This window comes from Acinetobacter sp. YH12201 (assembly GCF_013418145.1).
Lineage (GTDB): Bacteria > Pseudomonadota > Gammaproteobacteria > Pseudomonadales > Moraxellaceae > Acinetobacter.
Map to the genome: position 1 here is coordinate 1 of NZ_VPCP01000108.1, position 7,479 is coordinate 7,479.

The following is a 7,479-nucleotide window of genomic DNA, read 5'->3' on the forward strand; positions in this document are numbered from 1 at the left end:
ATAACACAGAAGATTTCTGTAAAATCAAACATGGTGGTTAGAGTCTTTGGTTTGTGTAGTAACTTTCTAAATGGCTCTAACCATCTTTTTTTCAAGCGGTTTTCTTATCCGTAATTCGGGTTATTTAGCAATACGGTCTTTATTTTCCAAAATCTCAGGCAAACTCCGCTCTACCCAGCCAATCAGGTAATTCATTTTTTCTGCGGCTTGCGAGCCTAAAATGGTCAGCTGATATTCCACTTTGGGTGGCACCACCGGATAGACCGTGCGTAGGATAAAACCATCCTGTTCCAGCATTTTTAGCGTTTGTGACAGCATTTTTTCACTCACACCTTCAATGCGCTGTTTCAGCTCACTAAAACGATGCACCCCCTCACTTAAACAACGTAGAACCAATACCGACCATTTGTTCGCGAGATGTTCCAATATTTCCCGTGATGGACATTCATTCGATAACACCTGCCCCAACAAAGGACTGATCGCATATTTACTCACTCAAGCTCTCTCCATCTGTATATTTTTATCTTTTACTTACTATTTTTAATGTACTTACCATTTGTAAGCTATCAGATTAGAATTTCGGCTACAAGTATCATTTTTTAATTAAATTCAGTAAAAATTTCTGCTTATAGCATGAGCTTAAAATAACGGCATAAAAAAAGGAGCCTCTATAGAGACTCCCTTTTACTACTTTAACAAATTATGCATTTGTTTCAGCAGGAATTTTTGGGTAGCTTACGCCGCCCATCTGTTCTGCGATACGTAATACCTGGCAGCTATAACCCACTTCGTTGTCGTACCAAACGTAGCAAGTTAAACGGTTGCCTGAAGTGATTGTTGCTTGCGCATCAAATACACCTGCAGTACGTGAACCGATAAAGTCAGAAGATACCACTTCAGTTGAGTTGGTATAACCGATTTGACCTTGAAGGTTTGAGTTGATTGAGATTTGACGAATGTATTCGTTCACTTCTTCACGATCTACTTCTTTCTCAAGGGTTAAGTTAAGAATAGCCAATGAAACGTTTGGTGTAGGAACGCGTACAGAGTTACCAGTCAACTTGCCTTTAAGCGCAGGAAGTGCTTTAGCAACCGCTTTAGCAGCACCTGTTTCCGTAATAACCATGTTCAATGTTGCAGCACGGCCACGACGGTCAGCTTTATGGTAATTGTCGATCAGGTTCTGGTCGTTTGTGAACGAGTGAACTGTTTCAACGTGACCATTCAGCACTTTGTATTTGTCTTCTAACACTTTAAGTGTTGGCGTGATGGCGTTAGTCGTACAGCTTGCAGCAGAGATGATAGTATCTTCATCAAGAATGTCGGCTTGGTTCACACCGTATACAACGTTCTTCATGTCACCTTTACCAGGTGCAGTCAAGATTACGCGTGCAGCGCCTGGGCATTGAAGATGTTGAGCAAGACCTTCAGCATCACGCCATTTACCCGTGTTATCAATCACCAGTGCATTGTTAATACCGTAAGCAGTGTAGTCCACTTCAGATGGGCTAGATGCATAGATCACTTTAATGAAATTACCGTTTGCAATAATGGCTTCGTTTTCTTCATCAACTGAAATTGTGCCTTGGAACGGACCATGGATAGAGTCGCGACGCAGCAATGAAGCACGTTTTTCCAAATCACCATCAGATGATTTACGCACCACGATTGCTTTAAGATTTAAACCACGACCCAAACCTGATTGGCCAATGATTAAACGCGCAAGAATACGACCGATACGACCAAAACCGTAAAGAACAACATCTTTGCCTTCTACAACCTTCGCATTACCTGCTAAAGATTTCACTGCTTCAGCAACAAAAGCGTCTACGTCACCGCCTTTTTCCTTGAATTCAACAGCAAGTTTACCTAGATCAATTTCTGCTGAACCAATATTTTCAATTTTAGCTAAAGCTTCTAAAATCGGGAAAGTGTGAACCACAGAAAGCTCAACATCCATAACACGTGTACGGCGATGCGCTTTTAAAATCTGGATTACTGAACGGTTAACTAAAGAACGACCGTATACAGAAGTCACGATATTTTTTTCACGATATAGTTGACCAATCAGGGCAATCATACGTTCCGCGATTTCTTCACGGTTTTTCCAGCGACCTTGGTGCTCTGCATGTAGGGCGATGATAGTGTCTTTGCTCACAGCTACGTCCTCTAATTAATTGTATATCTAGGCATAAATTTCAAACCCGACAATTGTAAAGGAATTATCAGCAACTTTGAATCAAAAGCTGAATGTTCAACGTGCTTTTTACGATATATTCACTATAAATTTATAAAATAGTTGTAATTATTTTCATGATTTTACTGTTAAAAGATCAGAAAGCGATTTAAAAAGTAAAAGTATACTTTTTTGTTAAATGTTGCTTAATCAAACAACCTGAGTTTTTACCCAGTTTACCGAATGCAGTCTATTTCAAACGATCCTGATAGTTTTCCACATTTTGATTCAGTGCACGCTGTTTATGCTTTTGTTTGATGATATGAATTGTACCCTCAATGACCAGCAATAAAACGGCAATCCAGATGGGAATATACGTCAGCCATTCTCCTGTCTCAACCCGTTCCCCCAACACAATAGAAGCAAAGGCCAAAAGCACGGGCTCGAGATAACTCAGCAATCCAAAAATCACAAAAGGCAAATAACGGCTGGCCAGCATATAACTGCCCAGTCCCAACGCACTTAAAAAACCCAAGCCAATCACGGCAATAATTAAATGTGGAAAATGAGCCATTAAACTCAGACTATCGCTATGCATAAAGCCCAAGTAAAAAGCCACTGGTAAAATGAGACATAAATCCCACCAGAAACCGCCCAAATGATCCGTTTTAAAGACCCGGCGTAAAAAGAAATATAAGGGATAAGCCAAAGCAACATAAACTGTTTCCCAGGCGATACTGCCGATACGCCAGATTTCATGTCCTACTCCTAAAATAGCCAACATCACGGCAGCCAACTGCCATTTCGACAGTTTTTCCTTGTAAAGCACACAACCCACCAGCACCATCACCAAAGGCAACAGGAAATACCCCAGTGAAACTTGCAGACCACGACCATTAATGGGACCCCAGAGAAACAGCCACAGTTGTGTAGTGCAAAGCAGGGAGCTAAAAATCAGCCAGATCAGGAACACAGGCTGTTTAACCATACGCTTAAAAATCTGGGAAATATGCTGCAAATCACCAGACCACCACATAAACAGGGTTAGAAAAGGCAGCGTGGCCAGCATGCGCCAGGCAAAAGTCTGTTCGCTGTCCAAAGGTTTTAAAAATTGCGTATAAAAATACAACACCCCAAAAGTAACGGATGCCAATACTGACAAAGCCAAGCCTTTATACATCTTTTACCTCAAGGGGATTCTTCATTTCATGACTTTACGAAACCATCCAAAATACTGGATCATTCAACTTTAAAACCGGAGCTATCTTAACAAATAAAAAACCATGCCTAAGCATGGTTTTGAACTTTTGTTAAAGTATGCAGTATGTTACCTGATCGTCTGCTTGGTATGAATCACATCACCCACGTTATAGCCCAACGACTTGGCATATTCCAAATATTCATTGACGACTGCCTGATCAGGTTGTGGAGTACGGGACAATACCCACATGTATTTGCGGCGTGGCTCCCCTACCAATACCGTCTGATAATTTTCATCAAGTTTAAGCACCCAATAATCACCTCGACCGAAGGGTAACCAGCGAATCGCCTCAGGCAAGAAACTGACTTTTAACTTGGTATTAAAAGGTGCATTTTCAATAAATGCCTCTCCAATCGACTGGGCGAGGTTACCCTCTTTGGTATAGCAGCGGTTATCTACAACCACATTGCCGTTCTCGTTCAGCGTATAGGTCGCGGTGACATCACGATCACACTTGTTTTGAAAATACAGCGGCTTGCGAGCTACTTCATACCAGACACCCAGATATTTATCCAGCTCAACCTTTTCCACCGTTTGTAGTGGCTTGGTTTGCGCATATGCCATTGTCGCCATACCCAAACCCAGCAATACAGCTCCACCGACGGCAATTTTAGCCAGTTTATAGCCCGCTTTTGGAAGATTATCGCCTGTCATAAAAGTACCTTTCAGTCAAAATTTTAAACTCTTTAAGTGCTTACACATTTAAAAATAACGACTCCAACCCAACCATACTGTAGCGTTATGTAAGGTCTGTTGACATTTCATATATGGATTGCCAACAGACCTTAATTATTTTGCAATGAAAATCATCAAGCTAGCTGAGCATCTGTGCCTTCAGACGAACTATTTCATCACGCAGTCGCGCTGCCTGTTCAAACTGCAATTCTTTCGAAGCTTTGAGCATCTCTTTTTCCAGTTTGGACAAATGTTTTGCCAGCAATTTAGGGTCTGCCAAAATGTGACGTTCATCAGCACTTAAGGCACGTGCCTGATCCGAAATTTTCTCGTCAATTTGGTCATCAGTCAGCACTTCACCGGTATCGATATCCTGGTTATTTTGACGTTTGGTACTTCTTGGAATAATCCCATGCAGCTCATTAAACTCGATCTGTTTGGCTCGGCGGCGCTCAGTTTCATCCATGGCTTTTTGCATGGAGTCGGTAATGCGATCTGCATACAGAATGGCTTTACCGTTCACGTTACGTGCAGCACGACCAATGGTTTGAATCAGTGAGCGCTCCGAACGCAGGAAGCCTTCTTTATCGGCGTCCAGAATGGCCACAAGGGACACTTCCGGCATATCCAGACCTTCCCGCAGCAGGTTAATACCGACCAGTACATCATGCACACCGCTACGCAGCTCATGGATAATCTTGGTTCGTTCCACGGTATCAATGTCTGAATGCAGATAAGCCACCTTGACCCCGTATTCTTTTAAATACGAGGTTAAGTCTTCCGCCATTCGTTTGGTCAAGGTCGTAACCAGAACACGTTCATCCAGTTCCTTACGGATATTGATTTCCGAAAGCACATCATCGACCTGAGTCAGCACGGGACGAATTTCGATTTCAGGATCGACCAGTCCGGTTGGACGAACCACCTGCTCGGCAATCTGCTGCGCTTTTTCCAGCTCATATTTTGCCGGTGTGGCACTGACATAAATCGTGGATGGAATAATACGTTCCCATTCTTCAAACTGCATCGGACGGTTATCTAACGCACTCGGCAAACGGAAACCATAATTGACCAGATTTTCCTTACGTGAACGGTCACCCTTATACATGGCACCAATTTGCGGCACCGTGACATGCGATTCATCAATAATCAGCAAGGCATCATCGGGAATATAGTCAAATAAGGTCGGTGGTGCCTCGCCTGCCGGACGGCCGGACAAATGACGTGAATAGTTTTCGATGCCGTTGGTATAGCCCAATTGCTGCATCATTTCCAAGTCATAGCGGGTACGCTGTTCAATGCGCTGTGCTTCCAGTAATTTGTCATTAGCCCTAAAGAAACCTAAACGCTCCTGAAGTTCTTCACGAATGGTACCAATGGCACGCTGTAAATTATCCTTCGGAGTAACATAATGACTTTTAGGATAAATGGTCACGCGTGGAACTTTACGCACCATTTTTCCGGTTAAGGGATCAAACCAGCGAATGGAATCGACTTCATCATCAAACAGTTCAATGCGGATGGCATCCTGATCCGACTCAGCCGGAAAAATATCAATAATTTCACCACGGATACGGTAAGTACCACGCAAGAATTCCAGTTCGTTACGGCTATATTGCATTTCTACCAGACGGCGAATAATGTCATCACGGCTGATCCGGTCGCCCTGCACAATATGCAGCAACATGCTCATATAGGCATTCGGATCACCCAGACCATAAATAGCAGACACCGACGCGACAATGATGGCATCACGGCGTTCGAGTAATGACCGGGTCGCTGAAAGGCGCATCTGGTCTATATGGTCATTAATCGCCGAGTCTTTTTCAATAAAGGTATCGGAAGATGGCACATACGCTTCAGGCTGATAATAGTCGTAATAGCTGACGAAATATTCAACCGCATTATTCGGGAAAAATGACTTGAACTCGCCATACAGCTGTGCAGCCAAGGTTTTGTTATGTGCCATGACGATGGTAGGACGCTGTAACTGGGAAATCACATTGGCCATGGTATAGGTTTTACCTGAACCGGTTACCCCCAACAACAACTGGTCGTGATAGCCTTTTTGAATACCTTTGACTAATTTTTCAATGGCTTGTGGCTGATCCCCCGCAGGCTGATAGCTGGTCACTAATTCAAAAGGTTGATGACTATCCGACATATTATTCAGCTTCTATACACTAATGCAGTTTGAATGATATGAGGGTTAAAGCTCAACATTCAATATCAATCTCCTGATATTTAGCGAGGGACTCATATAAAGAAAATTCCAACATTTTTGTCTTGACCGCATGTGCATTCAATAGCAACATGAGACAAAGCCTCATGATCACAATAAAGCCTATGACTTACCATTACCATGACGAAAGTATTGTCAAAAATCTACCGGAAGATACCGTTTTTGTCTTTGGCAGCAACATGGCAGGAAACCATGCAGGTGGGGCTGCGCGTACTGCCCTGCAATATTTTGGCGCAATGCAAGGCGTAGGACGTGGCTGGTCAGGTCAAAGTTATGCCATTCCCACCATGAACGAACATTTGCAACAGATGCCCTTGTCGCAAATTCAGCACTATATTGATGACTTCAAGATTTATACCAAAAATCATCCGAAAATGACCTATTTCATTACCTCGGTGGGTTGTGGCATTGCTGGCTATAAAACCGAAGAAATTGCCCCAATGTTTAAGGGTATTTCACATAATGTGATTTTTCCCATTTCATTCCGTCCTTTTGTAGAAAGAGCCTTACCCAAGCTGACCCGTCATTTTCTCAGAACGGTATTTACCGATGAGGTCATCTTCTCCTCCCCAGATGAAGATATTACTGCCTCTTTAGATTTATCAGAAAATGAAAAAAGTGCCGCCCGAATTATTCTCAATACCCAAATGTACCCAACCGACAGTAATGGCCGGGACCGAAATTTTGAAATTTCAGACATTTTGCATGTGTTAAACGGTAAGATTTTTGACTGGCAAGACCATTCAGAAGGTTCGATGATGTTTGGCGGAGTCATTCTGGCTTTGCTTGAACTCTACAATATCAACGAAAAAGACTTTATGGATGTCTGGCAAGGTGAACGTGAAATTTCTGCGCCTAAGCCAGAAAACAAGGCCCGTAGAGCTAGTCGCTAAGCTTTAATCCTATTTCATAAAACCGATCTTGAAAGCCAGTTCCTGAATTGGCTTTTTTTATCCACCTGATTTTTTATTTTGAGATACCCTACTCATTAAAAATACATATTAGATCTCTTGCGAAAGTCATTATTGAAAATTTATCCGGTTTACCAGTGCAGCGATTAAGTTAATGCGTAAACCGAATCTTTTCCGTCTATTTCGATAGCGTTCACTTAATATTCTAAATGTT

6 protein-coding genes and 1 pseudogene are annotated in these 7,479 nt (G+C 42.5%); 1 reads left to right on the plus strand and 6 read right to left on the minus strand.

The genetic code is table 11. From position 1 onward, the window contains the following. Positions 1-120: 120 nt before the first annotated feature. From FTU91_RS14850 to uvrB, 5 genes are all read right to left on the minus strand, one after another. Entirely contained in the window at positions 121-495 is a 375-nt protein-coding gene (locus tag FTU91_RS14850; protein ID WP_166167111.1) for a helix-turn-helix domain-containing protein, read from the minus strand. 205 nt (positions 496-700) lie between these two features. Next, positions 701-2,158 (minus strand): glyceraldehyde-3-phosphate dehydrogenase, encoded by a 1,458-nt coding sequence (locus FTU91_RS14855; protein WP_180044578.1) that lies wholly within the window; start codon positions 2,156-2,158, stop codon positions 701-703. A gap of 268 nt (positions 2,159-2,426) precedes the next feature. Further along, positions 2,427-3,356, minus strand: coding sequence for an EamA family transporter RarD (gene rarD / locus FTU91_RS14860; protein ID WP_086196122.1), 930 nt, complete (start codon positions 3,354-3,356; stop codon positions 2,427-2,429). A gap of 147 nt (positions 3,357-3,503) precedes the next feature. Then, on the minus strand, positions 3,504-4,091 hold the full coding sequence (locus tag FTU91_RS14865) for a lipocalin family protein (RefSeq protein WP_180082735.1): 588 nt from the start codon (positions 4,089-4,091) through the stop codon (positions 3,504-3,506). A 160-nt stretch (positions 4,092-4,251) separates the two neighbouring features. Further along, entirely contained in the window at positions 4,252-6,276 is a 2,025-nt protein-coding gene (gene uvrB, locus FTU91_RS14870) for an excinuclease ABC subunit UvrB (RefSeq protein ID WP_180082738.1), read from the minus strand. Between the two features lie 182 nt (positions 6,277-6,458). Here uvrB and FTU91_RS14875 point away from each other — a divergent pair, with 182 nt between their 5' ends. Next, positions 6,459-7,247, plus strand: a complete 789-nt coding sequence (locus tag FTU91_RS14875) for a hypothetical protein (protein WP_180082740.1) — start codon at positions 6,459-6,461, stop codon at positions 7,245-7,247. A 129-nt stretch (positions 7,248-7,376) separates the two neighbouring features. On the opposite strand, the pseudogene FTU91_RS14880 reads toward FTU91_RS14875, so the two are convergent. Next, positions 7,377-7,479, minus strand: a pseudogene (locus FTU91_RS14880) (IS5/IS1182 family transposase); the annotation flags it as partial.